This window comes from Amycolatopsis sp. NPDC054798 (assembly GCF_053611505.1).
Window position 1 is genome coordinate 1 of the sequence record NZ_JBSHAM010000006.1, and the last position, 26374, is coordinate 26374.

General features: G+C 69.1%; 20 protein-coding genes. 9 read left to right on the forward strand and 11 right to left on the reverse strand.

Going from position 1 to position 26374, the window contains the following annotated elements; translation table 11 throughout:
* Positions 1-224: 224 nt before the first annotated feature.
* The 5 genes from ACWGIC_RS05670 to ACWGIC_RS05690 form a co-directional block, all read right to left on the reverse strand.
* Positions 225-3362 carry a TIM-barrel domain-containing protein gene (locus ACWGIC_RS05670; protein WP_452074724.1) on the reverse strand — a complete coding sequence of 1046 codons (3138 nt, stop codon included), beginning with the start codon at positions 3360-3362 and terminating at the stop codon, positions 225-227.
* Between the two features lie 294 nt (positions 3363-3656).
* Positions 3657-4493, reverse strand: a complete 837-nt coding sequence (locus ACWGIC_RS05675) for a class II fructose-bisphosphate aldolase (protein WP_452074725.1) — start codon at positions 4491-4493, stop codon at positions 3657-3659.
* Complete coding sequence (locus ACWGIC_RS05680) at positions 4490-5377, reverse strand: 1-phosphofructokinase family hexose kinase (protein WP_452074726.1); 888 nt, start codon at positions 5375-5377, stop codon at positions 4490-4492. The genes ACWGIC_RS05675 and ACWGIC_RS05680 overlap by 4 nt, the downstream gene beginning before the upstream one ends.
* Positions 5374-6195: an ROK family protein gene (locus ACWGIC_RS05685; protein ID WP_452074727.1), complete on the reverse strand. Its 822-nt coding sequence runs from the start codon at positions 6193-6195 to the stop codon at positions 5374-5376. The genes ACWGIC_RS05680 and ACWGIC_RS05685 overlap by 4 nt, the downstream gene beginning before the upstream one ends.
* On the reverse strand, positions 6195-7052 hold the full coding sequence (locus tag ACWGIC_RS05690; protein WP_452074728.1) for an SIS domain-containing protein: 858 nt from the start codon (positions 7050-7052) through the stop codon (positions 6195-6197). Before ACWGIC_RS05690 ends, ACWGIC_RS05685 begins: the two co-directional genes overlap by 1 nt.
* Before the next feature lie 374 nt (positions 7053-7426).
* On the opposite strand from ACWGIC_RS05690, the gene ACWGIC_RS05695 reads away from it, so the two are divergent.
* A complete protein-coding gene (locus tag ACWGIC_RS05695) occupies positions 7427-7945 on the forward strand; it encodes a hypothetical protein (protein WP_452074729.1) in 519 nt (172 codons plus the stop codon).
* A 3-nt stretch (positions 7946-7948) separates the two neighbouring features.
* Here ACWGIC_RS05695 and ACWGIC_RS05700 read toward each other — a convergent pair whose 3' ends face one another.
* Positions 7949-9829 carry an FtsX-like permease family protein gene (locus tag ACWGIC_RS05700; protein ID WP_452074730.1) on the reverse strand — a complete coding sequence of 627 codons (1881 nt, stop codon included), beginning with the start codon at positions 9827-9829 and terminating at the stop codon, positions 7949-7951.
* 1 nt (position 9830) lies between these two features.
* Positions 9831-10592 carry an ABC transporter ATP-binding protein gene (locus tag ACWGIC_RS05705; protein ID WP_452074731.1) on the reverse strand — a complete coding sequence of 254 codons (762 nt, stop codon included), beginning with the start codon at positions 10590-10592 and terminating at the stop codon, positions 9831-9833.
* A gap of 122 nt (positions 10593-10714) precedes the next feature.
* Here ACWGIC_RS05705 and ACWGIC_RS05710 point away from each other — a divergent pair, with 122 nt between their 5' ends.
* The 4 genes from ACWGIC_RS05710 to ACWGIC_RS05725 all read left to right on the forward strand — a co-directional run bounded on the left by ACWGIC_RS05710 (position 10715) and on the right by ACWGIC_RS05725 (position 14449).
* Positions 10715-11956 (forward strand): sensor histidine kinase, encoded by a 1242-nt coding sequence (locus tag ACWGIC_RS05710; RefSeq protein ID WP_452074732.1) that lies wholly within the window; start codon positions 10715-10717, stop codon positions 11954-11956.
* A gap of 5 nt (positions 11957-11961) precedes the next feature.
* A complete protein-coding gene (locus ACWGIC_RS05715) occupies positions 11962-12612 on the forward strand; it encodes a response regulator transcription factor (RefSeq protein WP_452074853.1) in 651 nt (216 codons plus the stop codon).
* A gap of 76 nt (positions 12613-12688) precedes the next feature.
* Positions 12689-13162, forward strand: coding sequence for a hypothetical protein (locus tag ACWGIC_RS05720; protein WP_452074733.1), 474 nt, complete (start codon positions 12689-12691; stop codon positions 13160-13162).
* Between the two features lie 303 nt (positions 13163-13465).
* A complete protein-coding gene (locus ACWGIC_RS05725) occupies positions 13466-14449 on the forward strand; it encodes a S1 family peptidase (RefSeq protein ID WP_452074734.1) in 984 nt (327 codons plus the stop codon).
* A gap of 66 nt (positions 14450-14515) precedes the next feature.
* Here ACWGIC_RS05725 and ACWGIC_RS05730 read toward each other — a convergent pair whose 3' ends face one another.
* From ACWGIC_RS05730 to ACWGIC_RS05740, 3 genes are all read right to left on the reverse strand, one after another.
* Positions 14516-15322: an SDR family oxidoreductase gene (locus ACWGIC_RS05730; protein WP_452074735.1), complete on the reverse strand. Its 807-nt coding sequence runs from the start codon at positions 15320-15322 to the stop codon at positions 14516-14518.
* A gap of 250 nt (positions 15323-15572) precedes the next feature.
* Positions 15573-17813 carry an MGH1-like glycoside hydrolase domain-containing protein gene (locus ACWGIC_RS05735; protein WP_452074736.1) on the reverse strand — a complete coding sequence of 747 codons (2241 nt, stop codon included), beginning with the start codon at positions 17811-17813 and terminating at the stop codon, positions 15573-15575.
* Between the two features lie 108 nt (positions 17814-17921).
* Positions 17922-18902 carry a hypothetical protein gene (locus ACWGIC_RS05740; RefSeq protein WP_452074737.1) on the reverse strand — a complete coding sequence of 327 codons (981 nt, stop codon included), beginning with the start codon at positions 18900-18902 and terminating at the stop codon, positions 17922-17924.
* 109 nt (positions 18903-19011) lie between these two features.
* Here ACWGIC_RS05740 and ACWGIC_RS05745 point away from each other — a divergent pair, with 109 nt between their 5' ends.
* Positions 19012-20244: a sensor histidine kinase gene (locus tag ACWGIC_RS05745; RefSeq protein WP_452074738.1), complete on the forward strand. Its 1233-nt coding sequence runs from the start codon at positions 19012-19014 to the stop codon at positions 20242-20244.
* The gene (locus ACWGIC_RS05750) at positions 20241-20921 is read left to right on the forward strand and encodes a response regulator (protein WP_452074739.1); all 681 of its coding nucleotides are present in this window, start codon (positions 20241-20243) and stop codon (positions 20919-20921) included. The genes ACWGIC_RS05745 and ACWGIC_RS05750 overlap by 4 nt, the downstream gene beginning before the upstream one ends.
* Before the next feature lie 57 nt (positions 20922-20978).
* Here the strand turns inward: ACWGIC_RS05750 and ACWGIC_RS05755 are convergent, their stop codons facing one another.
* On the reverse strand, positions 20979-22019 hold the full coding sequence (locus ACWGIC_RS05755) for an epoxide hydrolase family protein (RefSeq protein ID WP_452074740.1): 1041 nt from the start codon (positions 22017-22019) through the stop codon (positions 20979-20981).
* Between the two features lie 37 nt (positions 22020-22056).
* On the opposite strand from ACWGIC_RS05755, the gene ACWGIC_RS05760 reads away from it, so the two are divergent.
* Positions 22057-22617, forward strand: coding sequence for a TetR/AcrR family transcriptional regulator (locus ACWGIC_RS05760; protein ID WP_452074741.1), 561 nt, complete (start codon positions 22057-22059; stop codon positions 22615-22617).
* Positions 22618-24577: 1960 nt separating this feature from the next.
* Complete coding sequence (locus ACWGIC_RS05765) at positions 24578-26236, forward strand: S9 family peptidase (protein ID WP_452074742.1); 1659 nt, start codon at positions 24578-24580, stop codon at positions 26234-26236.
* Positions 26237-26374: the final 138 nt, after the last annotated feature.

Consider the following 26374-nt stretch of genomic DNA (forward strand, 5'->3'; position numbering starts at 1 on the left):
TTCGCCAGGCCCGTGAAGGGCTCCTTGAGGGAATCAGATTCCCTCAAGGAGCCCTTCACGGACCGCGAACCCGGCGTTCGGCAGGGGCGGACGTGGCTCAGCCGCACCGGCGGGCCGCCTTAAGCTCCCGGCATTGGACCTGGATCCCTCAGGGGGTCCGTCACGGACCAGCTGGAACCCGGTGGCCGGGCAGGGTGTCCGCACCCCGCCCGGCCACCGGTCGGTCAAGCGATCGCGGCGGTGAAGAAGTGCAGCGCCGCATTCGACGGCAGGGTGATCGCGACGACTCGTTTGCCCGGGTCGAGCGGAACGGAATTCGCGAACACCCGGTAGGCCACCGTCGGATAAGCCGGACCGGACTTCGTGTTCTTGCCCTGCACCGAGGCGACCGTGGTCGCGCCGTACTTGGCCGGGTCGGAGCAGCACCAGTTCGGGAAGCCGAGGTCGGCCTGGCTCGTGCTGCCGTCGGCGTACCGGAGGACGACCGTGCCGTTCGCGGCGGACCCGGTCCCGGTGCCGGTCAGGACCAGCTTGGAACCGCTGCCCTGCACAGCGACGGTTTGCCCGCTGGCGACGACATTGTCCGGCTTTCCCGCGCCCGCGTCGGGCCAGGTCGCCTGGGTGCCGTTCGCGGTGAACGGCGCTCCCGGTTTCAGGCCCGCTTCGGCGAGCCCCTCCGCGCGGAAGCTGCTGCCACTGCCGTCGAGGTCGCCGTTCGCGACGTGTGCCGCATCAGTGACTCCGACATTTCCGTACGCCGCGGCGATCGTCGCGTAGGGCACCGTGACCATCGTCGACCCAGCCGTTTCGTGCGTGCCCAGCCTGGCCTGGTATCTCACGGTGGCGGTCAGCTCGTAGTCCGCCGGGCGCAGCCCCGCGTCCGGCGTGAGCCGCACCGGGACCTGCACCGTCTGGCCCGGCCAGACGAGCGCCGGAGCCTGCGGCACGTCCGCGTGGAAACCGTTGGCCTGCACCGACAATGCCACATTCCGCACAGGCAGCGGAGTGCTGTTGGTGAAGCTGACGGTGGCCGACACGACCTGCCCCGGAGTGGCCGTCGCAGGGGCGGAAAGCCGCACCGAAGCGTTGTCGTCGGCGGGGAAGAACCCGCCGACCGCGCTCGCCCCGAGCAACCGGATGTCCTGGGCAGCGCCGGAATCGATCGAACCGGTCTTCACCCGCACGACGCCTCGCGCGGACGGGTCGTACCACCAGCCGGACGGCGCCTGGTCCAGCTCCGCCTTGCTGGCGTACTGCCGCAGGGCCCCGTCGCCGCCCAGCACCGCCGCCGGTTTCGTTCCCGTGTGGACGGACAGCTGGTAGTTCCGCGCCGCCGGTTTCCCGGGATAGGACCCGGAACTCGCGCCGATCCCGACGGTCACCGTTCCCGGCCCGGACTGCGGCGCGTCGACCGTGAACGTCTGCCGGGCCTGCTCGCCGCGCTGGTAGCCGCGCGTGACCCCGTCGTCCTCGGCGAGAGTGAAACTGCCCTTGCCCTGCGGGTACACGTCGACGTCGAGCTTCCCCTTGTCGCGGGTCTGCCAGGAGGTCGTGCCCTCCGCCCACATCGGCACCACCGCGCCGCCGCGGACGAACAGCGGCAGCTTGTCCAGCGGCGCGTCGTAACCGTCCACAGTGGTCGGGCCGGTGTAGGTCTTGCCGCTCCAGTAGTCCACCCAGGTGCCCTTGGGCAGGTAGATGCCGTTGCGCACGGACGAATTGTCGTAGACCGGGGCGACCAGGAAATCCGTGCCGGACAGGAATTCGTGCTTCGCCTTGTCCGTCCACACGTTCGGGTCGCCGGGGTATTCCAGGGCCAGCGGCCGGACCTGCCCGACGCCGGTCTGGTGCGCCTGCACCGAATAGCTGTAGGTGTAGGGCAGGAGCCGTTCCTTGAGCAGCAGGTACTTGCGGTTGATCGAAGTGTAGGGCTCGCCCTGGCGCCAGGGCTGCTTGTCGGATTTGGCCCAGCCGTCCATCGTCATCGCGACCGGGAGGAAGGACTTCCACTGCAGGTCGCGGACGTAGGTCTGCGGGCTGCCGCCGAAGATGCCGTCGATGTCGCCGGTGTTGTAGGCGATGCCGGACAGCGTCGAGCCCGCGTAGGTCGGGATCTGCCATTTGATGTAGTCGTAGGACCCGGACTGGTCGCCGCTCCACAGCACGCCGCAGCGCTGCGCGCCCGCCCAGCTCACCGGCTGCCAGACGAACCCGCGCGCGTCGCTGTTGTCCTCGATGCCTTTGTGCGCGGTGTCGCAGGCGTCGAGGGCGAACTGGTAGCCGGGGCCGACCCAGGCCACGTCCAGCTTGCGCACCCGGACGCCCGCCTTGACCTCCTCGGCCTGGTTGGGCACGCCGTTCTCGGTCCACAGGCCGAGCTGCATTTTGTTGTCCCGCAAGCCTTCGCCGGTCTGCTGAAGGTTTTCGTAACCGCAGCCGTAGCCGTCGTTGACCAGCATCCAGCCGTTGGGCATGCCGTGTTCGGGATAGCCTTCGGCCACCTTCACCGCGTCGAGGGTGTGCCGTTCGCCGCGGTTGGCGTTGTGCAGGTAGCAGTCGGAATCGCCGGTCTCCAGGCCGTAAATGGGCGGGAGGAAGGGTTTGCCGACCAAATCGGTGTAGCCCGAGACGACGTCCTTGAGCCCGTCGCCGACGACGTAGGTGGCGTCGAAGCGGCGCTCGTCGTGGGTCGTGCGGACCGGATCGGCGAACGAGTAGCTGCCGGGCGCGAAGGTGTTGCGCAGCACGCCGTACCCGGCCGTCGAGGCATAGAACGGCTGGGAGTTGGGTGCGCCGCCGTCGTTCCAGTTGTCGTCGGCGAAGATCTTGATGGTCTGGTCGCGGTGGCTGAAGCGGCCGTTCTGCTCGCCGCCGCCGACGTACTGCTCACTCGCGCCGCGCACGAGCGTCTGCGTGGTGGTTTCCCCGGTCCAGGACAGCGGAGCGGACTCGGCCCAGAGCTGCTTGCGGTCCGCGCCGTCGTAGAGGGCGAACTTCAACGGGTGCTTGTAAGCGCGAAGCGTGGCCTTGCCGGTGCCGATGGCCCAGTACGCGCCTCGGTCTGTGCGCATCGGCACCGCGGGGGCTTTTCCGTTCGGCAGCACGATCTTGCTGCCCGCCGGATCGGTGAAAGTGCCGTCCGGCGCGAGCCAGACCCGGACCGCGGCCGCGGTGGGGAAACTGACCCGGACGGCCGCCTTGCCCGCGGTCAGCGTGGTCACCGGGCCGTCGGCGGAGAGCCCGGTCAGGTCGCCGAGCTGCCCGGCCGGGGCAGCAGCGGCCTGGGCGGTGGCGGGAGTCGCGACGGCCAGCAGGACCAGCACTGTGGCCAGACATCGAAGGGGATGCATGTATTTGCTCATTGCGTACCTTCCTTGCGCATTAAAATGCACATTGCGCTCTTGTATAGCGCACTGAGGCAGCGAAGTCACCGGCCGAAGCGGTGGAGCAGACTTCCGTCGGTATCGGGTGCACCGGTCGCTGGCGTGCCGGATTCCGCGTGCGGTCAGCGTGCCGCCGGAGGCGCGCTCCCGTGGCGACCGCCCGTTTCGCGGAGCGGGTGCCCGCCGCGTCAGATCTGTTTGGCGGCAGGCTGAATCCCGTGCGGTGCCGCCTTACGGTGCCGCGTCAGCCTGGTCCCGAAGCCCCCGTTCGCCTCACCCGGCCAGCAACTGGAGCAGCCGCGCCGTCTCGGCCGCCACCGCGGAGCGGCCGAGCCGCACGTACTTGCGCGGGTCGACCGCCTCGGGCTGCTCGTCCAGGAACTGCCGCACCGCGCCGGTGAACAACCCGTTGAGATGTGTTGAGATATTGATCTTCGCCATCCCGCCGGTCACCGCGCCGCGCAGTTCGTCGTCGGAAAGGCCGGAGGACCCGTGCAGCACCAAGGGAACCGGGACGGCCTCCCGCAGCCGCGTCACCAGCCCGCGGTCGATCCGGGCGGTGCGCGACAGCATCGCGTGCGACGTCCCGACCGCCACGGCGAGCGCGTCAATCCCGGTGGCAGCGACGAATTCCGCAGCCTCGGCCGGGTCGGTGCGGGCTCCCGGCGCGTGCACGCCGTCCTTGCCGCCGACCTCGCCCAACTCGGCTTCCACGGCGATTCCCGCTGCGTGGCAGAGGTCCGCGACCGCGCGGGTGCTGCGCACATTGTCCGCATAGGACAGTCTCGAACCGTCGTACATCACGCTGTGCACTCCGAGCTCGACGCCTTCGCGGACCAGGCCGGTGTCCTCGATGTGGTCGAGATGCACGAGCACCTCCACCGACGCTCGGCGTGCGATCTCCAGCGAAGCCGCGGTGATCGGAGCCAGCCCGCCGTGGTATCTCACGCAGTTCTCGCTGATCTGCAATATCACCGGCAACCGGGCCTGTTCGGCTCCCGCGACGATGGCCTCGGCGTGCTCCAGCAAGATCACGTTGAACGCGCCGACCGCACCGCCGCGGTCCTGGGCCGAGGCGAGCAACCGGGCGAGGGCGGGTCGGGTGATCATGCGGATTCTCCGTTCAGGAATCTGCGATAGGCGGGAAGATCGATCTCGCCGGCGACCGGGCGCAGCACCGCGGCCGCACCGGCTGCCGCCGCATGGCGCAGCGCTTCGGCCAACGGCAGTCCGCGCACGAGCGCCGCCGCCAGACCGGCGGTCGCCGCGTCCCCGGCACCGGTGGGATTGCCGCACACCCCGGGCACGACGGGAGCCGAGACCACACCGGACGGCCCGTAAGCGGCGATGCCGTCCTCGCCCCGCGACACCACGACCAACCCGGCACCGAGCCGGGACAACGTCGCGGCCCCCGCGCTTTCGTCAGCGGCTCCGGTGGCCGAGAGCAGTTCCTGCCGATTCGGTTTCACGTCGGCCCCGGCCCGGGCGGCTGCCAGCAAAGCGGGCCCCGACGAATCGACCAGCGTCCGGACCCCGGCGTCCCGGGCCAGCCGGACCCACTCGCCGACCAGTTCCGGCGCGGCGTTTCGAGGCAGGGAACCGGAAATCACGAGCAGTTCCGCGTCCCGCAGCCGCGTGGCGAGCAGAGCCGAGAACGCTTCCCATTCCGTTGTGGACAGCGGGGGCCCCGGCTCGACATACACCGTGGGATGGCCGTCGCCGGTGATCGTGACCGTCGACCGGGTCTCGGCTTCGCACGGCGTCGTGTCGAACGGAACAGCCAGCGCCGAGCCGAGCCAGCGGCCCGCGTCGCCGCCGAGCGGAAGCACCGCGCGCACCGGAATGTCCAGTGCGGCAAGGACATGGGCGACATTGACGCCTTTGCCACCGGCTCGCCGCTGGACGTCGAGCACCCGGTTCGTGCCGCCGGGGGTGTGGGCGCCGACCCGGTAGGTGATGTCGACCGCGGGATTGGGCGTGGCGACGACGATCATCGCAGCGCCAGAAGCGTCGCGCCCACCACCGCGGCCCGATCCCCATGGTGCGCCTGGACAATCGCGGGTGCCCGCAGCGCCCCGAGCCGATGCGCGACCTCGCAGGCGAGCGGATCGAGCAGCAGAGCGCCCGCTTCGGCGAGGCCGCCGCCGACGACCACAGTGGAACATCCGGCGACAGCGGTGGCCCAGGCGATCGGCTCCGCAAGCGCGCGGACGCACTCGTCCCACGCTTCGACCGCCACGGGGTCTCCGTCTCGAACCCGCGCGGCGACGGCGGCCGCGTCCGGTGCCCCGGCGCGGCGCGCGAGCCCGGACGCCGACGCGACCTCCTCGACGCGGCGTCCGTCGGGCTGCCGGATCTGGCCGACTTCGCCCGCCCACGGGCCCGCGTCGAGTATCTCGCCGCGCACCACGAGCGCGGTCGCGAAACCGGTGCCGACCGGCGCGAACAGCACCGGACCCGAGGCCCCGGCCGCCGCGCCGGTGCGTGCCTCGGCGAGCGCCCCCGCGCGGACGTCCTGCCCGAACGCGAGCGGGATGTCGAGGCGGGCGGAGACGAGGTCGCGGACGGGGACGTCGTCCCAGCCGAGGTTGACCGCCTTCACGCATCGCCCGGCGCGCTCGTCCACGATCCCCGGGACGACCAGCCCCGCCGCGTCGACCGGATGCCGCGCGACGGCGCGGGCCACCAGTTCGGCGAGCGCTTCGGGATCGCCGAACGGAGTCGGTTCGCGCCATTCGGCGAACACGGAACGGCCGTCGGTCACGCGCATCTTGACCGTCGTGCCGCCGACGTCGATGCCGAGGACGGCCATCAGGCGAGGATGACCGAACGGGTCAGGGACCGCGGACGGTCGGGGTCGAGCCCGCGCCGCCGCGCCACCGCGACCGCGAACCGCTGCGCCACGACCAGCCCGGCGAGCGGGTCGAGGTCGTGGTGCACGAACCGGGCCCCGGTGCGGGCGATCTCGCCGGCAAGCCCGTCCGGGGTCTCGCCGAACGACCACACGAGCCGTCCGGGCTGCGCGATGGCGATCGGGCCGTGCCGGTAGTCCATCGCCGGGTAGGCCTCGGCCCAGAACTGCGCCGCTTCCCGGGTTTTCAGCGCGGCCTCGCAGCTGATCCCCACTGCCGCGCCGCGCCCGATGAAGGTGACCTGTTCAGCGTCGAGCAGGTCGTCGATCGGTTCCAGGAGCGCGCGCTCAGCCTGCCGCGCCAGCTCGTTGACGTCGTCGCCGAGCCCCGCGCGAAGGAGGGCGAGCGTGCTCGTCGCGAAGCGGGTCTGCACCACCGAGCGCTCGTCGGCGAACGGCAGCTCGATAACCTCCGCTGCTGCTGATGCCGCAGGCCCGTCGCCCACCGCGGTGATCAGCGTGGTGCGCTGCCCGGCAATCGAGGACAGCAGCTCGATGATTTCGGTCGTGGTGCCGGACCGGGAGATCGCGACCACGCGGTCGTAGTCGCGGCCGGCCGGGTACTCGGAGCCAGCGAACGCGTCCGTGACGCCGAAGCCCCGCTGCTCCCGCGCGGCGGCGTAACTCATCGCGACGAACCAGCTGGTGCCGCACCCGACCACGGCCACCCGCTCGCCAGGCTGCGGCAGCGCCGCCCCAGCCGCACAGCCCGCCGCGGCGAGCCACATCCGCGGCTGGGAGGCCAGCTCGGCGGACATGAAGGAACCAGACCTCGGCGCGTCGGCCGCGGGGGACTCGGAAGAGAACGACTCGGGGGAAGACGGCTCTGACATGAAGGCCCTTCGATCCGTGAGCGGCAGAGTGTGCGCGGGCCTCAGTGTAGACGATCGTTTGTGCTTGAAGTAAGCGATTTACGTCATCTTCAATCATCACGTGCGGCTGTCCTTGGCTGGCGTGGCCCTGGGGCGGCAGCTGGGAGTGGAAGCCAGATTGTACTGAGCGGTATGTTTTGTCCGGTTTCATACCGGCCAGGACTCCGATCCACAGTGGACGCTTCGGCTGAAAGCGCGCCGAGCCAACGCGATCCGCCGGAAGTGCCGGGCAAGCAGCCGAAGAACGGCGCGGAAGGGGCTTGGCCGACCTGCTGGCCGGTCGAGGGGCAGGTCTGGTGTTGGAACATGAGCAGGTCAGCGCGGGGCAATCGCGTGCGCAGCTGGTGAGGCTGATCGAGGAGCCGTCGTTCGCCGAGTCCGCGGAGAAGGTGCGCCCGCAGGTGTTGGAGGTTCCTGTGCCCGCCCGGATCGTACCGGAGCTGGAACGGCTGGCGGGCATCCGGGAGCGACGGCTGAGGCCCGGCGTGTATGCGGGGAACGTCAAGAATCATCGCCAGGACGCGACGGCAGCGGAGCGATTCGCGGACAAGAACCAGCAGGTCGGCGCACAGCCCGGCTTGCTCGCCGACCTGGTCGGCAGTGCGCGGCGTTCAGCAGTGACGGAGCCCTGCACCACCTGGCGGCTGGCCAGCGGTGCCTGCCAAGGCCACGTGCCACGCCTGCGAGAGCAACTGCGCGTTCGCCGTGCCGCTCTCGTTTCAGTATTCCGCGCCGAGGCGAGCGCTCCAGTCATCCCAGTTCACGGCCCAGCACCGTGAGGGTCAACGCGAGTCTGACGGCCGCATCACCACCGCAGTGGCCACTGTGGACACAGCCAGCAGCACCACGACACAACCCGCCGCGATCGACAGCAGCGGACCCCATGGCAGGTCGAGCGGGATGTCGAGCCCCGCCGACCGTACCGCCTGCCACAGTCCGCCCACGGCCAACGCGACCGCCGCGGCTCCCAATACGAGACCAGTGAGCGCGATTCCCGCGCCCTCCCACAGGACCATCCGCAACACTTGCGCGCGTTGGGCGCCGAGCAACCGCAGCTGGCTGAACTCGCTCGCGCGCTCGCCGAACGACATGGTGACCGTGTTGGCGACGGCGAACAGCGTGTACAGCAAGGCGAACCAAGCCAGCAGTTCCGCGCCGATTCGCATGCCGTCCTCACGGAACCCCGCTGCGGTCGCCAGCCACGCTGCCGTCGAAGTCACCCGGTAGCCCTTAGCTGCCAACAGGTTTTCCACCCTGGCGGCGTCCGCCGGAGTGTTGAGCGCCACGTGCAGGGCGGGCGGACGGGTGCCGAGCGTTCGGTGTTCGGCCACGAGCTGTTCCGGGAGGAGCAGGGGAGTGGTCAATGGCGGGCCGTCGTAGAGCGCCACCACCTTGACCGGAACCGTTGCGCCGTCGGGCATCCGAAGGCTCACGGAGTCGCCGGTCGTCAAGCCGAAGCCTGCTGCCTGCTGTCTTCCCAGCATCGCGGCCGAGCCGGTGAGCTGAGCCAGGTCGCCGGTGATCGTGCCCAAGCCGAGTACGTCGGAGACGCCTTTCCCGGCGACGCCGACGGCAGCCACCTCCCTGTTTGTGCGGTGTACCAGCACGCTGACAGTCGCGTCTTCGAGCAGCACCGCGGCGCGGACACCCGGCACAGCGGTGTCCAGGTTGCCCCCGCTAGCCCGCAGTTGCGACGTGTAAAGCTTCGCCGCGCTGGCCCGTCCCGCAGCTCCGAGCAGGTCCGTGCCCGCGAGCAGGGAGCCGGTGATTCCGATCGTGACCAGGACGGGAGCCGCGCAGGACGCGGTCCGGCGGATCGCGGCGCGCAGGTTCTCCCGCGCCAGCAGACCGCTGGCTCCGGTGAAGGCCGCCAGAGGTGCGACCACCAGCCCGGTGAGCCGCGGGACGAACGCGGGCGCGAGCAGTGCCAGGCCGACCACGATCGGCTGGGCGGTGAACAGGGCGAGCGGAAGCCGGCCGTCCGGGGGCACGCGCGGCAACAGCAACACCAGCCCCAGTCCGGCGGCAAGGCCCAGCACCCCGGGAATCCACCGGCCGCGCGGGATCGGCCGGGTGTCCACGGCCGCCTCCCGGAAGGCTTCCACCGGCCGGATCGCTCCGGCCCGGCGCGCGGCGGGCCACGCGCCGAGGATCGCGACTGCCAGGCCGAGCACGAACGCCACCAGCATCGGCGCGATCAGCCGCGACGGCGTCAGCGGCAACTCGATGCCGGCGGGCAGCACCTGCCTCCATACCAGGACGTCACTGAGCACCGAGGTGAGCGGGACACCGAGCACCGCGCCCGTCGCTGCCGCCGCCGTGCCGAGAACCGTCGTCTCCGTCAACACCATCCGGCGCACCTGACCGGGATCGGCCCCGGCCATCCGCAACAACGCCAACTCGCGGCGACGCTGCGACACCGTGAACGAGAAAGTGCTCGCCACGATGAAAATCGTCAGGAATCCGCCGATGCCGGCGAACAGTGCCAGCAGATTGCCCGCCTCGGCCAGTGCCGTGCGGGCGGCCGTTCCCTCTCCGTCTCCCGACACCGCGATCACCGCGCCGGACGCGGAAATCATGGCCACGCCGAAAACCAGCGTGAGGAACGCTCCCGCGAACGACACGCACCGGCCGCGCAGGGTGTGCAAGGTGATCCACAGCATGTCAGCCGACTTCCTTCGGCGCGGTTTCTTCCAGCGCGGTCATCAGGTCGGCGACCAGCGGAGCGGTGGGATCGTCCAGATGACCGGATATCCGGCCGTCCGCCAGGAACGTGACCCGATCGGCGAACGCGGCCGCTACCGGGTCGTGCGTCACCATCACCACGGTCTGGCCGTCGTCATCGACGAGTTTCCGCAGCAGTTCGAGCACCTGACGGCCGTTGCGGCTGTCCAGGGCACCGGTCGGTTCGTCGGCGAACACCACCTCGGGGTCGCCGGCCAACGCACGCGCGATCGCCACCCGCTGCTGCTGGCCACCGGACAACGAGGCTGGCCGGTCGCCGGTCCGGTCGCCCAGCCCGAACTGTTCGAGCAGCCGGTGCGCCCGGTCGGCTTCCACCCTGCGCCGGGCCAGCCGAAGCGGCAGCGCCACGTTCTGCACTGCCGTCAGTGCCGCCACCAGGTTGAAACTCTGGAACACGAACCCGATCCGGTCCCGGCGCAACGCGGTGAGCTTCCGTTCGGACAAGGCGCTGATTTCGGTGTCCCCCAGGAAGACCGCGCCGTCGGTGGGCCGGTCCAGGCCGGCCGCGCACTGCAGCAGCGTCGTCTTGCCGGAACCGGACGGACCCATGACGGCGGAGAACGTGCCCCGGCGGAATGTCAGGTCGATCGCGTTCAGCGCCACCACCTCGTGCGGGGCGGTGCCGTGCACTTTTGTCAGGCGCACCAGACGAACAGCCTCAGCCGATGGCGAAGATCCCATACGCTGAAGCCAACCCTGGTTCAAGCTTCGGCACACGGGCCCAGGCAGGTGTTCAGGAGTAGTGCTGGATATACCCCGCGTCCGGACCGGCCGTCCTATGGTGGTTTCCGACGGAGGGGGCCGTGGTGCGCGACAGGTCGAGAGCCGGCGTTGTGCGTTCGGCGGCGTACTTGCTGAGCGGGGTTCCGCTGGGCGTTGGTTGCCTGCTGGCCATCGTGGCGACGGCCGGCGTGGGAGTGGCTTTGACGCCGGTGGCGATCGGGTTGGGACCGTTGCTCCTGTTGTGCCAACTGGGAATACCCGTCGCCCGGCTGGAGCGGCGCAGGCTGCGGTGGGTGAGCCCGGCGCCGGTGCCGGTCGCCCTCCGCTCGCCGGGCGCGGGCGGTTGGTGGCGGCGGTCGAAAGCCCGGTTGCGGGAACGGGCCACCTGGCAGGAACTGGGTTACACCGCCCTGCTCGCCACGCTGCTGTGGGTGTTCGATCTGCTCGTCGTGCTGGTGGGCGTGATCTTGCCTTGCGCGATGATCCTGGCACCTTTGGTGGTGGCGTTTTCCCCGGCCGAATGGGTGCCCTCCGGGGCTGCGATGGTGCGCAGCGGCCTCGCTTGGGTGATTGTGCCGCTCGGGGTGATCGCACTGGCGGTCGCCGTGTTCGTGCTGCCCGCGGCGGCAGCGGCGCGGGCCAGGGTGACTCGGGTGATGCTGGAACCGGCGCGCGGCGACGACGAGTTCGAACTGGTGGAAGTGCGGCGTTCGCGTGCTCGGATGGCGGACCAGCACGAGACCGAGCGCCGCCGGATCGAACGCGACCTGCACGACGGCGCCCAGCAACGGCTGACCTCGCTCGCGATGGTGCTGGGCCTGGCCCGCACCGGACTGGACGCCGGAAGCGGCCCCGGCGCCTTGGTCGAGCGCGCCCACACCGAGGCGAAACTCGCGTTGGCGGAACTCGGCGACCTGATCCGCGGAATCCATCCCAAGATTCTTTCCGACCGGGGGCTGGACGCCGCGCTGGGAGACCTGGCGGACCGGTGCGCCCTGCCGGTGCGGCTGGACACCGCGGTCGGTGTGAGACTGCCGGATTCGGCGGAGAGCGCCGCCTACTACGCCGTGAGCGAAGCCCTGACCAACGTCGTCAAACACAGCGGCGCGGACCGGGCCGAGGTCGTCGCGCGATACCAGGAGGGCGTGCTGCTGGTGGAGATCCGGGACAACGGCCGAGGCGGCGCCGACCAGCACGCGGGCGGCGGCCTGACCGGGTTGGCCGACCGCTCGGCGGTAGTCGGCGGAACGGTGGCGCTGGCCAGTCCTCCCGGCGGCCCCACGGTGGTGCGCGTGCGCATCCCCGGCGAGCCCCTGCCGTGACCGGGCTGCGCATCGCGGTGGCCGAGGATTCGGTGCTGCTGCGCGAAGGACTGGTGCGAATCCTGGAGTTCTACGGCCACCGGGTGGTCGTCCAAGCGGGCACGGCTCCGGAACTCCTGGCAGCACTCGCCCGGACGGAATGCGACCTGGTGATCACCGACGTCCGGATGCCCCCGGGCAACACCGACGAAGGACTGCGCGCGGCCCTGCGGTTGAGAACCATCCGCCCGGCCCTGCCGGTGCTCGTGCTAAGCCAGTACGTGGAGCAAACCTATGCGGCCGAACTCCTGAGCTCCGACTCCGCGGCAGTCGGTTATCTGCTGAAGGATCGCCTCGGCGACATCGACGTCCTCGCCGACGCGATCCGCCGCGTCGCCTCCGGCGGAACGGTGATAGATCCCCAGGTGGTCCGCCAGCTGCTCGCCAGGAACCGGGAAAGCCCCGCGCTTTCCCGCCTGACCGCCCGCGAACGCGAAGTGCTGGACCGCATGGCCCAAGGCGCGAGCAACGCGGCGATCGCGACCCAGCTGTCGGTCACCGAAGCGGCGGTGGCCAAACACATCGGCAACATCTTCGCCAAGCTGGAGCTGCCCGTCGCCCCCGACACCCACCGGCGAGTCCTGGCGGTCCTGACCTACTTGCGCGAAGCACCCTGACCCGCCGGTAGACCGGGTCCGCGTTCGCCCAGGGCGCACCGGCCGGTGCCTAGGCGAGTGGGAATAGGGTACGGCGGTGAAATTACTGGACTTCGAAATCACGCGCCATGATTCGTTTGTCCACGAACCGGCCGTTCCCGTCGTGTCCGTTGCGTTGGCGGACGGTGTCTTTGACTACGCACGGGCCAAGTTCCTGGAGTTGCTCTTGTTCCTGGTCGGCGACGACGGCCAGCCGGAGCGCGCCGAACGCGAAGGGCGAGATCTTGCCGCTGAATGCGTGGCAGCGGCGAAACCCGGGATCTGGTTGCTGTACGCGGAGATGTTCTCGGGACGGCGGGCGGATGCCGCGGCGTATGCGTACGAGACACTCTCTCTCATCGAAGAGGATGAAGAACGACTCGATCTTGCCCGGGTGACTGCCAGCGAGCTTCTTCCTTGGGATTTGCGGTGGAGGCGAATGACCCGCATCGGAAGCGACCGTCCCAAGTGGACACACACCCACGACGCGACGCCCCCCGTCGTCCGATCACCGCAGCATCGACCCGACTGAACGAACCACACCCGCCCCCGCCGCTACGCCTTCCGGGCGCGGGATTGCGACAAACGTGAACCTACCTTCGTCGGTGTCGCGCTGACCCGAAACTGTTCGAGAATCACAAACCTGAGGTTGATCACGTTCCGTTTCAACGACGAAACGGTCCGCCGAACCGGAGGGTCCCGTTCCGGTCGCCCGACGCCCAGGGAGGAGATGCCTCCGCACCTAGCCGAGCCCGGCACCGAATCCGGAGGTCCGGATGCGGACTCCCCATCCGGTGCACGTCCTTTCTCTCCCGTTCCGCGCAGGAGGAAACACATGCGATCCACCCGTTCCCGGCTGAGCGTCCTCGCCGTCGGCTCGTTCGGCGCGCTTGCCCTCGCCATGACCGCCGTGCCCGCCGCTTCCGCGGCGGCGACACCGGCCGCGGTCATGAACAGCCTCGGCACCGCCACCGGCGGCCACTATCTCGACGACAGCGGCGCCCCGGTCGTCACGGTGCTGAACGACACCGACGCGGCCAAGGTGCGCGCGTCCGGCCTGAAGGCGGAGGTGGTGCGGTACAGCCTGGGCCAGCTCGGCACGGTGAAACAGCGTCTGGACGCCACCGGCGGCGTGCCCAGCGCCGGCTGGGGCCTCGACCTCGCCCACAACCAGGTCGTCGTCGACGTCTACGACGCCACTCCGAAGGCCGAGAAGGCCGCGCTGCTTGAAACTGCCCGCCAGTACGGCGACATGGTCCGCGTCGAACACCATCCCGGTGCCATGTCGTTGTTCATCAAGGGCGGCGACCTGATCAGCAACGGCCAAGCGTCCTGCTCCAACGGGTTCAACGTGGAGAAGGACGGCAAGAAGCTGCTCCTCTCCGCGGGCCACTGCGAAAAACTCGGCGGCGGCGGTCCGTGGAACGACGGCAACACCGTCGACGCGGTGTTCCCCGACGAAGACAACATGCTCGTGGAGAACGCTTCGGGCGAGGGGCCGAGCGAGATCAACGACGGCACCAAGATCACCGAGTTCGCCGACGCGACGGTGGGCGAGCAGATGAAGCGGTCCGGGATCACCTCCGGCGTGACCTCGGGCGAGGTCACCAAGGTCGACTACACCTTCGAAGCGGAGGGTTACACGGTCTACCACGAGTTCTGCACGACCGCGCACTCCGACCACGGCGACTCCGGCGGTCCGGCCTACGACGGGGGCAAGGGCCTCGGCACCCTCTCCGGCGGAGACACCCAGACCTCGTGCTTCTTCCCGGCCACGCTGTCCGCCAAGCGGTACGGCGTGACGCTGCCTCAGTCCTGACCCGCGGGTGCCGTCGGGAGGCGCTGGTCCTCCCGACGGCTGCCCCGCAGCAGGAAAGGCATACTGCTAGGGGGTGCCCGACGCGGTCGTCGCGATGCCGCCGTCTGCCGCGATGATGGTGCCCGTGAGGTAAGAACCGGCCCGGCTGGCGAGAAACACGGCGATGCCTGCCATGTCGTCGTCGCGGCCGAGCCTGCGCAGAGGGGTCGCCGCCGCGATCGTGTCGCCGATGGCGTCGAGCGTGGACGCCATCATCTGCGACGGGAACACTCCCGGGGCTACCGCGTTTACCGTGACGTGCTGCGGGCCCAGTTCCCTGGCAAGCACTCTGGTGAGCTGATGGAGTCCCGCTTTGCTGCTGGCGTAGGAGTAGTTGGGCGACTGGGCGACGTGGATGGCGGCGATGCTGCCGATGTTGACGACCCGCGCGGGATCATCGGCGGAGCCTGCCCTGCGAAGTGCCGGGAGCAGCGCCTGCACCAGCCAGAACGGCGATTTGAGGTTGAGGTCGAGCACCGTGTCCCAGGCCTCGTCCGGGAACGTCTCCAGCGGTTCGCGCCACATCGCTCCCGCGTTGTTCACGAGGATGTCCAGGCGTTCCGACTCGGCCTGGACAAGGTCAGCGAGACGCAGGCATTCGTCGTGCCTGGACAGGTCGGCGGGAATGGCTTGGACGTCGCCGAATTCGGACAGCAGACGCTGTGCCTCCGCGCACGCGTCCGCGTTGCGCGAGCTGATGACGACACGGGCGCCAGCCTGGAGAAGGCCGCGCGCAATCATCATTCCGATGCCCTTGGTGCCGCCGGTGACAAGGGCGTGCTTTCCGCTCAGATCGAATAGGTCTGCGTGAGCGGTGAATTGGTTTCCTGCCATTGATTTCTTCCTCTGCAAGGCATGCGACGCTTTCGTCCAGGCTGGCAGGCGTCCTGGACGTCCGGGAGACCCTGGCGATACAGGTACCGCGAGAGCCACCCTTGCTGTATCGCGGCTAGGCATCGTCATCGTGAAACGACAGGGCAGGCCGCGCTGTGTGCGGGCCGGAACGCGAACACGTCCGGCCCGCACATGGAGTTAAGCGTCACCGCCGAGGAGGAAGTCTTCGGCGCGACGGGCGGTCCCGGCGTCAGGATCGCTGCGGGTGATCGAGTGCCAGCAACATCGCCGCCGACCAGCTGAAGCCGCGTGAGTTCATCGGCGCGCCGGTGGCGGGGTTGTAGTTCTCCATCAACGGCCCGTTGCCCGACATCCCGGCCGCGTTCGAGCGCAGCTGGTCGGCCAGTGCTGCTGAGTCGGTGCCGTATCCGTAACGCTGCAAGCCCGCCAACGCGAAGTACGCGTGGTCGATCCACACCGCGCCGCGCCAGTAGCCGGTCGGCTGGTAGTACGGCGAACTCGCCGAGGTGGTGGGGAACGGCAGGTGGGTGTCGAATTCGTTGGGGGACAGGAGGTTCTTCCGCGCTGCTGCCGCCTGGCCGGGAGTTGCGACGCCGGCCCACAGGGGGATGACGCCTTCGATTCCCTTGCCGCGTGCGGTCAGCCGTCGGCCGGTGCCCAGTTCCGTGTCGTAGAACCAGCCGGTGGCCGGGTCGAACATGGTGCGCTGGACGGCGGCCGCGACGCTGGCCGCCGAGGCGCGGTAGGACCGGGCGGCCTGGCGGTCGCCAAGCCGGTCGGCGATCAGCGCCAGGGTCTTTTTGTCCATCACCAGGTAGGAGTTGAGATCCACCGACTCCTGGGCGAGCGACGAACCGACGACCTGGCCGGACGCCGAGGTGTTGTCCACGACGGTGGTGCCGAGTTTCGCGTCGAAGCGCGGCGCGTTGTCCATTCCGCTTTCCCACGCCGCCGCCAGGCGCTTGTCCTCGGCGGTCGCGTTGGCCTTGTCGACGGTGGCGCCGTACTCGGCGAGGCCGTTGCGGTCGTGGTCGCGGTTGCGGTACCACCAGGCGTGGTAGGCGGCCAGCTTCGGGTACATCTCGCGCAGGAACCCGAGATCGCCGTTGCGCTGGTAGACCGACCAGACCGCCCAGGAGGCGAGCGGCGGCTTGGAGTTGCGCTCGTTCCAGTTGCCGCCGCCGCGGGCGGGGTCGTTGTAGAAGACGGCGTCCGGGATCATCCCGGCGTCCTGCGGACGGGCCGCTGACCTCGTGGTCACCTGGTAGTCGAACATCGAGCGGATCTGGGATTCCGCCAGCGCCGGATCGAACACCGCGGTGCCGACCGCCTGCTTCCAGGTGTCCCACGCCCACAGGCCGTTGAACCACTTGTTGGAGATCGCGGGCGTGATGCCGTCGTGCTTCAACGCGCCCGCCGCGCTGCGCCAGTTGGTGATCAGCGTTTCGGTCGCCTTCACCGCCAGCCGCCGCCGGTCCGGCGGCACCCCGTGCGTGGCCGCGGCGACGTAGCCGTGCCAGCGAGCGTCGTTCTCGGCGACAGTGCGCCACGGCTGAGCCAACGCGCGCCTCGCCGCCGGAGCGTCGGCGGCGGCCTCGGCGGGGGTGAAGGTGTAGGACTCAGTCCAGGTCAGCGTTCGCCGGCCGTGCGGGCCGAGGAGCAGAGGTGCGTCGCGGGTGGTGGTGTACGTGTCGCCGGTGACCGTTGTGGTCACCGGGTCCGCGTGCGTGACCTGGAACCGTTCGGTGCCGTCGGTCAGGTAGTCGTTCGTTTCGCGCACCTTGGCGAAGCCGACCGCGACCCCGTCCTTCGTCGCGGAGAGCCGGGGAGCGCTGTGCTGGGGTCCGGTGTCCGGCCGCAGCAGCGTGCCGCTCCAGCCCGCGCCGACCGACCGCCACCGGTACCCGGTGTTCTCCACAGTGGCCTGGACCAGTGCGGTGCGGTTGCTGGCGTAGCGCAGTTCCATGACGACGCGCAGACCGTCGACCTCGAAGCTCTGCCTCAGCGCGCCGGGCAGCGAGCTGAATGCTGGGCCGCGAGCGTCGGCGAGGTTGATCGGGCGTCCGGCTTCGCTCAGGTTGAGCCTGCTGAAACCGGCGCTCAGCCACCACGGGTACTCCTGCGCGAGGTACAGCGGCCCGGTGAACGCGCCGTAGGACGCGGTGTCGCCGACCTTGGGCAGCGCGTAGGCGTGCCACGCGCCGCGGTCGGCGAATACGTTGATGTCGCTGACATCGCCGCCAGCCGAGCCGGGCAGCGCCGACGTGGGCACGCCCTGCACATCGAGCACGTCCGCGTAGGACGAGGCGGCCCGGCCCCCGGAGGACTCGGCCGCGACCGCGGGCGGCGGGAGAAGGAGCGCGGCGCCGACGGTGATCGCCGCGAGAGCTGTGCGCGAACGGAACATGAGCACCTTCCTGAGCGGGGAACCGAGAGCGGGATCGCCCGCGGCCGCAACGGCTCTGGGCACCGCTTCTCCGCATCAACGGGGGACGATATCGCCTGGCTGCCAATAAGCCTGGACAGGACCCGATCTTGGTCAGCTCAGCTCTAAGGCGAGTTTCGCACCGGCAGGGACTCATCCCCAGCTCTGGAACCCGTTCAGCGCCGTAACCAGGTACAGCGCGGCCAGCAGCAAGACCGAGGCGATACCGCCCCACCACCCCTTGCGGGACACAGGTTCGGCGCGCCGCCACAGGCTGACTCCGAGGGGGACGAACACCGCGGCGAGGAGCACCGCCGCGATGAAGGTGTTGAGGTCGGTTCCTTTCAGCACTCCGCTGTAGTGGGTCAGCATGAACGCCACGCCGAGTGCGGGCGCCCAGCCGAGCACCCCGGCCCGGTACGCGCCGATCGCGAGCACCGCCCACGCGAGGTTGTCGCAGCCGTCGAGGGTTTGCAGCACGTACCAGGACTGGTAGGTCTCGCTCACTGCCGTCGTCGCGGTCTCCAGTCCTTGCGTGGGAACCAGTTGCAGGGCAAGAAAACTGATGCCGTCCTGGAAGATGCGCACCGTGCTGCCCACGACTGCGGTGGTCGCTCCCCAGAAGGCCCATCCGGGCCGTTCCCGGGCGATCAATCCGGTCAGCGCGAGGAAGGCGGGGATCAGCAGGACCAGTCCGGCGGTGTAAAGGCCGTACGAGGCGAGGATGACTCCCGGCGCGCTGGCCATGGCAGCGAGCTGGGAGGGATAGAAGTAGTCATATCCCGAGCGGATGGCCTCCGCGGTCAGCAGCAGCAACGGCGCCAAGACGAGCGCGGCCCCGCCGAAACGGGATCCCGGCCAGCCAGCGACGGGTGCCGGCGCGTGCACGCGCATGGCCTGACCGGTGCCGCCCAGCAGCAGCCGCCCGGCGACCGCCCCCACCACCAGCGAGCCGACTGTCGTGGAGATGGCTGAGAGTTCGGTTTCGCCCCAGCGCAGTTCACCGACTCCGAACAGTTGGGTCAGCGCGAAGCCGCCCACCCCGCCCACCGTCACGGCCACGGCGAAGACGATGACCGCCCGAAGATCGGACGCGGGGCGGCTCTCGCGCTCAGTCGATGTCGATGTCGTCATCGGCCCACCGTCTCGCGCGGGGTGCCCTGGCGAATCTGACCAGGGTCGGATCTTCCAGGTCCGACCTGGGTGGGACGCGGTGGCTCCGGAGCCGCGATAGCGTGCCGGGATGCCGCAGTTCGCCGGCCTGAACCGGCTCCGGGAGGCCCGGCGTCACCGCCGGGTCGTACTCGACGTCGCGTTGGCGCTGGTTTTGACCTGGCTGGTCCCGTACGCCCTGGATGACCCGCCAGGTCCGCCGTACCAGGGCCCGGCGTGGGTTTCGTGGGCAGTCGGGACAGCGGTGGGGTTGCCGTTGCTGCTGCGCCGCCGCTGGAGCATTCCGGTGCTGGCTTGGGCGGTGCTCGTCGCCGCGTCAGCGACCTTTCTCGGCGTCGGCGGCGCAGGGGTGTTGTGGGTGACCTACGCACCCGCAGCCGTCGCGGCTTACACGGTGGCGAATCTGACCGACCGGACCGCTGTCGCCGTCGCTGCGTTGGCTGTCAGTCTCGCCGCCGCCGCGGTGGCCGTCCCGAGGTTCTACAGCGTCCACGTGCCGACGGGCACCGACGTGCTGCGCAGCGAGGTTCCGCTGTGGTGGCAGTTCGAACTCGGGACCGTGGCTGTCCAGCTCGTCGTGGCCTGGGCGGCCGGGCGGGTAGTCCACATGCGACGCGCGGACCGAGCCGAGTTCGCGCGTCGCTCCGCGGTGGAGGCAGTGGCCGACGAGCGGCTCCGGATCGCCCGCGAGCTGCACGACATTCTCGGCCACAGCATGAGCCTGATCGCGGTCAAGGCGACTGTGGCGGGCCGTCTCGCCGACGAACACCCCGAGCACGCGAAGGCCGCGCTGAGCACCATCGAGCAGACCAGCCAGGCCGCGATGGCCGAGATCCGCCGGATCCTCGGGGTGCTGCGCCCCGCCTCCGACGAGGAAACGGACGGTCCCGCCTTGACCCCATTGCCTGGCAGTGCGGACCTGCCCGCCCTGGTCGAGCGTCTCAGCGGCCCGGGTCTGGAGGTCGACCTCCAGCTGAGCGGAACGGAGAAGCTCGCGCCGGGTGTCGATCTGGCAGTATTCCGGATCGTGCAGGAGGCCCTCACCAACGTTGTCGAGCACTCCGAGTCCCGGCACTGCCGGATCGTCGTGCGCGGGCTGAGCGACGCAGTGCACGTCGAGGTCTCCGACAACGGCCCCTCACGCACAATGCCGCGCGGTCGCCCGGGCGGCGGGCAGGGCCTGATCGGGATGCGGGAGCGGATCGCCGCCTACGGAGGCACGCTGACCGTCGGCCCGGCCGCCCGCGGCGGGTTCCGGGTCGCGGCCGAGATCCCCCGCACCGAGTCGCAGGTCGCCTCATGACGGCCCCGGATCCGGACACCCGCGTCCTGCTCGCCGACGACCACGCGCTCATCCGGGAGAGCTTCCGCGCTCTGCTCGCGGCCGAACCCGGCCTCCAGCCGGTCGGCGAGGCCGGCACCGGCGCCGAGGCTGTCCGGCTGGCCCGGCGCCACCAGCCGGACGTGGTGCTGATGGACGTCCGGATGCCGGACATGGACGGGATCGAAGCCACCCGGCGCATCTGCGCCGATCCCGAGACGGCGTCGGTCCACGTCCTCATCCTCACGACCTTCGACCTCGACGAATACGTCTACGCCGCGCTGCGTGCCGGGGCGAGCGGCTTCCTGGTCAAGGATTCGACCGCGGCCGAGCTGATCACCGCGATCCGGGTGGTCGCCGCGGGAGAGGCACTGCTGGCACCCCGGATCACGCGGCGCCTCATCGCCACGTTCGCCCGCCAAGGACTTTCCGCCGGGCCGACCACCGCGGCCTTGCGGGGCCTCACCGAACGCGAGCGAGAAGTCCTCGCCTTGATCGCGCGCGGCCTGTCCAACACCGAGATCGCCGAGGACCTGTACGTCACGCTCGGCACGGTGAAAACACACGTCGGACGCCTGCTGTCCAAGCTGAACGCACGGGACCGCGCTCAGCTGGTCATCAACGCTTACGAGGCCGGAGTGGTAGTTCCGGGTGCGTAGTCGTACGCCGTTTCGTGCGAAAGGCGTTGCAGCGGTGGAACATCCGCAAACTCCGTTTCAGCCGCCCAATTCGATCGCACGGCGTACGTCGCTGGCGTATGCCGCGGGCTGTTCCCAGGCTGCGAAGTGACCGCCCGCGCGGTGTTCCACGTACTCGCGGAGATTCACGAACGCCTCGGCGTAGCTTCGCGGCTCCGGTTTGGTGTCGTGCGGGAATACGGAGAGCACGGTCGGCGTGTCGATCCGGTCGGGGAGGGTGACCGGTTCGGCGTAGGTGGCGAAAGAGGTGCCGATCGTGCCGGTGACCCAGTAGGCGGTAACCCAGGTGAGAAGCTCGTCCGGAGTGAAGGCCGATCCGTCCGACCAGGACTCCAGCTTCTCGACGATCCACGCCGCGAGCCCGGCGGGCGAGTCGCCGAGGGCGACCGCGAGCGTGTCCGGCCGCGTCGACTGCATCGCGATGTACCCGCCCTCGGCCCGGAACCACTGCGCGGCGCGGCCGAGGTAAGCCTTCGCGTCGGGTGCCAGCTTCGCCGGATCCGCCGTGAACGCGTGCTGCGGGGCGATGTTCGTGAGATGCAGGGCAGCGACCCGGTCCGGATGTTCGGCCGCGAGGAGTTCCGCGACGGTGCCGCCCACGTCGCCGCCGGACACCGTGTACCGCGGATAGCCCAGCTCGTCGAGAGCGTCCGCGACGATCCCGGCAATCCGGTTGGCCGACATGCCGGGCTTGGCGAGCGGAGCCGCGAACGGGAAGCCCGGCAGTGCGGGGACCACCACGTGCAGGTCCGCGAGCAAAGGCAGGACGCGCTCGAACCGCAACACCGAATCGGGCCAGCCGTGCAGCAGCACGACCACCGGGGCGCCGGGATCCGCGGACCGCTGGTGGATCACCCGCAGCTCGGTGTCGCCTGTCTGCACCGTGACCCAGGGAAACTCGCCGATGCGGCGCTCGTGCACGCCCCAGTCGTACCCGTTCGCCCAGCGTTCGAGCAGTTCGTCAAGGCGGGTGCCGCTGATGCCGCGCGTCCCGTCGGCACTCCACGGGCTCGTGACACGCCGCGTCCGCTGGAGTCGTTCCCGCATTTCGCCGTCCATGTGTATCAGCGTACACAAAATGTGTATGCTGATACACATGACCTCGCGCAATGCCGCCGCCACCCGGCAGCGGATCCTGGAGCACGCACAACGCCAGTTCGCCCGGCACGGATACGCGGCGACCACGGTCAAGGGCGTGGCCGACGCGGCCGGCGTGTCACCCAACCTCATCACGCGTTATTTCGGTGGCAAGGACGGCCTTTTCCTGGCGGCGACCCAGGTGGAGATCCCGGTCCTGGACTCCTTCGACGGCGACCGTTCCGCGCTGGGTTCACGTCTCGCGGCGAGCATCGTCCAACGCTGGTTCGGCGCGCCAGGGGAGGATCCGCTGCTCGCGCTGCAACGCGCGTCCGGCGAACGCCCGGAGGCGGCGGAGGCGCTGGCTGCTTTCCTCGACACGAACTCGCTGGAGCCGCTGCACCGCTATCTGCGCGACAGCGGCCTGGACGACGCGGACGCCCGCAGCCGAGCCGCGGCGATCGACGCCTTCGTGCTCGGCGTCTCGACGCGCCGCCGAGTCCTGCGTTCCGAACTCGGCGATCCCGCCGATCTCGAGGCATGGCTGGGCACCACTATTCAACGCCTCGCCGACGGGTGACGCATCGGGCAGGGCGGGTCTGGCTCGCGGATTGTGGTTGCCGCGCCTGCACGTCTGTGGCTTTCGGGGGTCAGCTCAGTCTCCTGGCGCTGGCACCGGAGGCGGGCGTAGGCAGGGATCGCCATGCGGTTGTGGTGTGAGGTGCCCTCTGGTCACGAGTGGATAGGTTCGTGGTGCCTTGTTCGTTTGCCGTTGAAGTTCGATGATGCGCAAGGTTCCGTGGCGGCGGCTTGTCTAAGGATGATGGAGGCAGGCCTGAGCAATGGCCCGGAGTCCCGGATGTGGAGCCAAGCCATCAGGGCGGAGCTGATCGCACTACGTGCCGCCAGCTCGGACCGAACCGTGACGCGCGACTGCTCGGCCTCGAGCCGCACCTCGGCGATCACGACATTCACCAAGCTCGGCAACAACTTCCCGGCACACGGGTCCAGCTCTGAACACGCGAACTGAGACGATGTCGATCATGCCGCTAAGCGGACGTGACCTCGTCGCTCCACGGAACACCCCGTGTCGCGGCTCCACAAAACTGAGCCAGATCCGGCTCCCGCCGTCGCAACCACCTGGACGCGGGCTGCTGCTGCCAAGGCCTCTGGGCTTCACGAGTCCGCCCTGCCGACCCAGATCAGACACCTCGAACAGGCTCTCGGCGGACTGCTCCTGCGACGCGCGACGTCGCGCGGCAGGTTGTCTGCCCGGCGAGACCGGCGGATCAGCTTGTTCTTGAACTGGACTGCAGCCTCGGTGGAGCCGCCAATCGCAGCCTTCGCCCACTCCTCGGCACCAGCGGCTAAGCCCGTCATGAACATCTATCTGCCCGACGCGGCGTTGACGGCGTCGCTGAGCAGCTACATTCATCTGAACCGTGCGCGGGAGGAACGCGACGAGGCAGCAGAGGAGCTGGCGAGGGCTTCAGCCGGTTCAGAGCTGGGGAGAGGGGCGTTGACGTGCTGGTCGACTCGCTGGCGGATGCCGGGCGGCAGGCGGTCACCGCGAGCCCGGCCGGCTGCAAGAGCTGTACGAGGAGCTCGGCCTGGAACTGGTCTACAGCACAAAAGAGCGGATGGTCGATGTTGACCATCCGCTCACCCCATAGGGTTAGTACGCGTGTCCGAGGGGCGAGTTGTGCACTATCCACACACCTCAGTGTTCGTGAAGGGGCTGGTCTGATGTCCGCCGCCCATGCGGCGGCTACTCGTGTAGCTGAAGTCCCTGGCCGCACGATTGAGTAGCCGGGTTCGAGGAGGAGACCGTCGAGGTCTTGAGCTTGGAGACCGCATGCCCGTTGTCGGGCCCTGAATATCGATCCCGACGTGCGTCCGCTGAGTTGTGGTCCGCGTGGTGCGTTGGTAGCGATAGCGGTTTCGTAGCTGTCTGGCGAGTGGGATCGCGGGGAGCTCCAGCGGGCGGCGGCGCGGCTGTAGTAGCTGCCAAGCTTAGATGTCCGACGATGGCTAAGTGTTCGGTCGATGGTTAAGCTAGCTGCCCTTTGACGACACCGCGGGGTGGAGTAGGTCTCCGTCCCGCGCTTGCCGTCCAGGGTGCTTTACGGCCTCGGCATCTTGCGTGCGGGGGATTGGGCACGTAGGAAGAGTTGGTGATCGCTGACGCCTTCGCGGACCTCGACCTATACGTCGCCCTGCCCCAAATCTCCGGATTGTGCATGTCCCCGGACGGCACCCGACTCGCCGTAGAGGCAGCTACGCCTGATACTTCTAATTGCCGGTATGTCACCGCATTGTGGCACGTAGATCCGAGTGGGGTCCAGCCAGCACGGCGGTTCACGCGGGGGATCGATAGCGAGTACGGAGCTGCGCTCACCGCATCGGGAGACCTCCTGTTCGTCTCGAAACGCTCCCTCGCCGGGCAGACCTCGGGAGCAGCGGCATTGTGCCTGCAATCGGTAGACGGTGGCGACACCCGCGTCTTGACAGTTTCGCCTGGCGGCGTGAGAGGCGTCGTCGTGAGCGAGTCGGGCCGCGTGCTGTTCGGTTCGGCCATGCTGCCTTCGGCCACCGATGCGGCAAACGACAATGAACTTCGTCGCATTCGGAATGATTCAGGCGTTTCCGCGATCTTGCACGAGGAATTTCCGATCCGGCATTTGGATCACGATCTCGGGCCGGACCGCACTCGGCTGCTCCTGGTGGACCTTGCCAACGGCGAAGACGTGCCGGAGCCGCGTGATCTTACCGGGCATGTCGGGCGGGCGCTAGGAGGCAGGTGCGGCTGGGACATAACCGCAGACGGCGATACTGTGGTGACTGTTTGGGCAGTGGCCGAGGAGGGTGGTTCCCAGCGGTGCACATTGGTGGCGATTGACGTGCGGACTGGAATACGGCGCACGCTCGCCGACCATATCGACTATGAATACGACTCACCAAGGATTTCCCCGGATGGGAGTCAAGTCGCCGTCCTCGTTCAGGAGCGCAATAACCCGGAGGAACCTGGTCGCCACTGGCTGGGCATCGTGCCGATATTCGGCGGCGAGATCCGGCCCTTAACCGTCGACTGGGATCGCAGGCCGCGTTTCGCCCGCTGGATGCCGGACGGGACGGAGTTGGTGACCGATGCCGACGATCACGGCCGCGCACCACTCTTCCGCGTTAACGCCAAGACTGGCCGAATCGCTCGCCTGACCTCGGATGATGCCGGATACACCGACTTCTGGATAGCTCCGGACGGTCAGTGGGTCTACGCGATCCGGTCAGCGATCGACAGTCCGCCACGACCGGTCCGAATCGCGCTCGACGGCTCTTCGACGATCGAGTTCCTGCCGGGTCCTGCCGATACACTGGGGATGGTCGTCGATGTTCCAGGACGGATCGAGGAGGTTGCGACGACCGCTGAGGACGGCACGTGGATCCGTGCGTGGCTCGCCTTGCCCGATCACTGCGGCGAGCCGAAGCCCGCTCCGCTGGTGGTTCAGATACACGGAGGTCCGCTGGCGTCGTGCACCGAGTGGGCTTGGCAGCGGCCAGTGTGGCAGCTGGTAGCCGCCGGGTACGCCGTGTTGCTCCCGGACTATGCGTTGTCCACTGGTTACGGTCTCGACTTCATCCGCCGCGGTTGGGGACGCTTCGGCGAATCGCCGTACACCGACATCATGCGACTTACCGACGCTGCCCAGGCGCGCTCGGACATCGATGGAGACCGTGCGGCGGTCATCGGAGGCTCGTTCGGCGGTTTCCTGGCCAACTGGATCGCCGGTCATACGGACCGATTCTCCGCGATTGTCGCTCACGCCTCGGATTGGCATTGGCCCCAGTTGAACGGGACCACCGATATTCCGCACGTTTGGAACCGCCTCATGACACCGAGGGCAGCTGAGACTTACTCGCCGCATCTGTTCGCGGACGCTGTCGCCACTCCGATCCTGATCACTCACGGTGCGCGGGACTACCGCGTGCCTATCAGCGAGGCGCTCCGGATGTGGTGGGATCTGTCGACGCGGAGCGGACCGAGCGGGACAGAGAGCATGCACAAATTCTTGTACTTTCCGGACGAAGGCCACCTCATCGAGGCACCCGGGAACCTAAAGCTGTGGATCAACACCGTCCTTGGCTTCTTGGACCACCACGTGCTGAGCAAGCCGTGGCGGCCGCACGCATCCCTTGGCTGATCTGAAGACTTCGAGTTCAGGTGCGCGTCGATGGGACGGGGGGGGGTTGGGGAGCCCGCCCCTGGCTAGAAGGTGACCGGGGGGGGGGTGGGTCCTAGGAATCCAGCCCGCGACCGGGGCCGAAGGAAAGAAATAGTG